Raw genomic sequence first — 2,845 nt, 5'->3', positions numbered from 1 at the left:
GAGGGTCGGGTTGGACGAGCCGGTCTGCAGCACGTTGATCAGGTTCTTGGAGAAGTCCTGGCGCACCTGCACGATCGAGAGGTTCGAGCCGAGCGCGGAGCCCTCCGAGCGCAGCGTGCTCGAAGCCGCATTGAGGCTGGCCAGCACCTTGTTGGTGGCGCCGTTGTCGATGAAGTCGACGCCGTTGACGAGATTGCTGAGGCCGAGTCCGGCCGCGTTGAACACCACGCCGTTGATGCTGAGCGTCGAGCTGCCGGTTTCGTTGAAGACGAGCTTCAGCGTGTCGCCGTTGAGCAGGTTGACGCCGTTGAAGGAGGAATCCTGCGAGGTCGTGTCGATCTGCGCCAGGATGTTGTTGAACTGGTTGACCAGGTTGGAGCGCGCGGTCTGTGCCACGGGATCCTGCACCGGCGGCTGCGCGGTGGTGAAGGCCAGGACACCGGTGATGGTGCCGCCGACGACGCCGCCCGCGGTCGCCGACCCCAGCGTCGAGGAGGCGTATTCGTTGACGGTGGTGACCGTCAGCACGCCGTTGGCGTCGATCGTCGCAGTGAGGTGGTTGGCCTGAAGCTGCGCGTTGAGCTGGTCGAGCGTCTTGACCGTGCCGTTGGTGCCGTCGCCGAAGGTGACGTTGACCGGCGTGCCGCCGTTGAAGGAGGTGAAGGTCAGCGTCTTGCCGCTGATGCCGCCGACGCCCGAGGTGCGCGCCGCGGTGAAGGCGGTCGCAGTTCCCGTGTTGCCGCTGAGGCCGAACGCGCTCAGCGCGTTGCCGGTGCCGGTGATCGAGAGATCGGCGTTGACGCCGGTGGAGATCGCAAGCTGACCGCTGCTGTTGACCGACGACGGGATCTGGCCCGACGTGGTCTGCAGCGTCGCCGCACCATTGAAGATGCTGGCGGTCTTCACGCCGGTGGCGAGGTCGATCGAGTTGAGCAGGTCGGTCAGCGTCGCGCTCTGCAGATAGACCGTCGAGTTGCCGTTGCCGTCGGTGACGACATTGCCGCTGACGCCATAGCCGGTGGCGACACTCGCGGCCGATTGTGGCGTCTGCGCGTTCTTGAAGGTGATGGTGTGGCCGTCGATGTTCAGCGTCGAGCCGTCCTGCACGAGAGTGCCGAGCGAGCCGGCGGTGGTCGACCGGTTCGCGCTCACGGACGCATTGCCTGCGCCGGTCGCCGCGGTCAGACCGAGCTTGTTGAGGAAATCGGCCTTGCCCGTCAGGCTCAGATCGGCGCCGGTCGAGCTCTTCAGCGTGATCTGGCCGCCGCCCGAGATCGAAGATGCCGTCTGGAGCGTGCCGACCGGACCGGCCGCGCCGCTGATGGCGATAGTCGCCGCGCTGGCGCTGATGGTTGCAGTCTTGACGCCGCTGGCGAGGTCGATCGCGGTGAGGACGTCGTTGATGGTCGCTCCGGGCGCGGTCGGCGTTCCCTCGTAGACGATCGAATTGCCGTTGCCGTCGGTGGCGATGTGGCCGCTGGCGTCGAGACCCCAGCCGGTCGGCTGCGTGCTCGGTGCGACGCCGGTGCGGAAGGTGATGCTCTTGCCGTTCACCGTGATGGTGTCGCCGTCCGCGGGCGCGGCGCCGAAGGTCGTGGATGCGGTGGTGCCGACCAGCGTGGCGGTGCCGCTGAGCACGGTGGTGCCGTCGGCCGCGGTCGCCGCAAATCCGACCAACGTGCCGGCGCTCGAGCCCAGCGAGGCGCCAAGCGCGGCAGTTCCCGTGACCGGGGTGACGCCGCCGGCCGCGCCGGTATAGAGCACGTTGCTTTTCGCGGTTGCGCTCGCATAGGAGGTCGTGCCGCGCAGGTCGGCGGGCGTCGCCCCGGGAATGGTGGTGGAGACGTTCGACTTGGTGGAATAGCCGACCGTGGTCTGCAGCGCCTGGTTGGCGATCGACTTGGCACTGTCGATCAGCTTCTGCAGCGAGGTGATGCCGGTGTTGGCGGCCTGCAGCACCTGGACGCCGTTGTTGATGCCGTCGAGCAGGTTGCTGATGTCGCTCGCCCGGTTGTCCAGCCCCTGGGCGGTGAAGAAGTTGGTGGGATTGTCGAGCGCCGTGTTGACCTTCTTGCCGGTCGACAGCCGCTCCTGCGTCGTGGCCAGCAAGTCGGCCGTCGACTGCAGCGACAACAGGTTCTGGCGAACGGACGCCGAGAGAACGATGTTGGACATTGGCGAGTCTTCCTCTTGAACCGGATACGAATCGGCCGCGCGGTCTGCAAAGCGGGCTTTTGTCCAGTCTTAGGGGGTCTCCTTTAAAGTATGGTTAACGCCGGTTTAAGGGATAGGGTTAATGGCCGGTGAAGGCCCCTGCCCGTGTCCGGACGCAAAAAAGACCGGCGGGACAAATGGCCCCGCCGGTCGATTTTATCCAGTTATTTCAGTCGCTTATTACCTGAGTAACTGGAGCACGCTCTGCTGCGAGGTGTTGGCCAGCGACAGCGCGGAGACCGCGATGGACTGGCGGGTCGACAGCGCCTGGCTGTTGGCCGCCTCGACGTTGGTGTCGGCCAGGGTCAGGTTGGACGAGCCGGTCTGCAGCACGTTGATCAGGTTCTTGTTGAAGTCCTGACGGATCTGCACGACCGAGAGGTTCGAGCCGAGGCTCGAGGCTTCCGAGCGCAGCGTGCTCGATGCCGAGTTCAGGTTGGTCAGCACCCGGTTGGCGGCGGCGTTGTCGATGAAGTCGACGCCGACGGTCAGCGAGGCAAGGCCCAGACCCTTCGAGTTGTAGGTCACGCCGGTGATGTTCAGGCTCGACTTGCCGGTCTCGTCGAACACCAGCTTGAGCTGGTCGCCGTTCAAGAGGTTCACGCCGTTGAACGAGGAGTCCTGCGAGGTG

Annotated in this window: 2 protein-coding genes; both read right to left on the bottom strand. The window is 65.5% G+C overall.

The features are described 5' to 3' along the window. Nucleotides 1–2,175: DUF1522 domain-containing protein (locus UNPF46_RS36065; RefSeq protein ID WP_142253212.1), on the bottom strand; the 2,175-nt coding region annotated here is incomplete at its 3' end. 219 nt (nucleotides 2,176–2,394) lie between these two features. Then, nucleotides 2,395–2,845: flagellin (locus tag UNPF46_RS36060; protein ID WP_283811689.1), on the bottom strand; the 451-nt coding region annotated here is incomplete at its 5' end.

The organism is Bradyrhizobium sp. UNPF46, from assembly GCF_006658625.1.
Lineage (GTDB): Bacteria > Pseudomonadota > Alphaproteobacteria > Rhizobiales > Xanthobacteraceae > Bradyrhizobium > Bradyrhizobium nitroreducens.
Note: the sequence above shows the minus strand (reverse complement) of the source record. Positions and strands in the feature narration are given on the sequence as shown.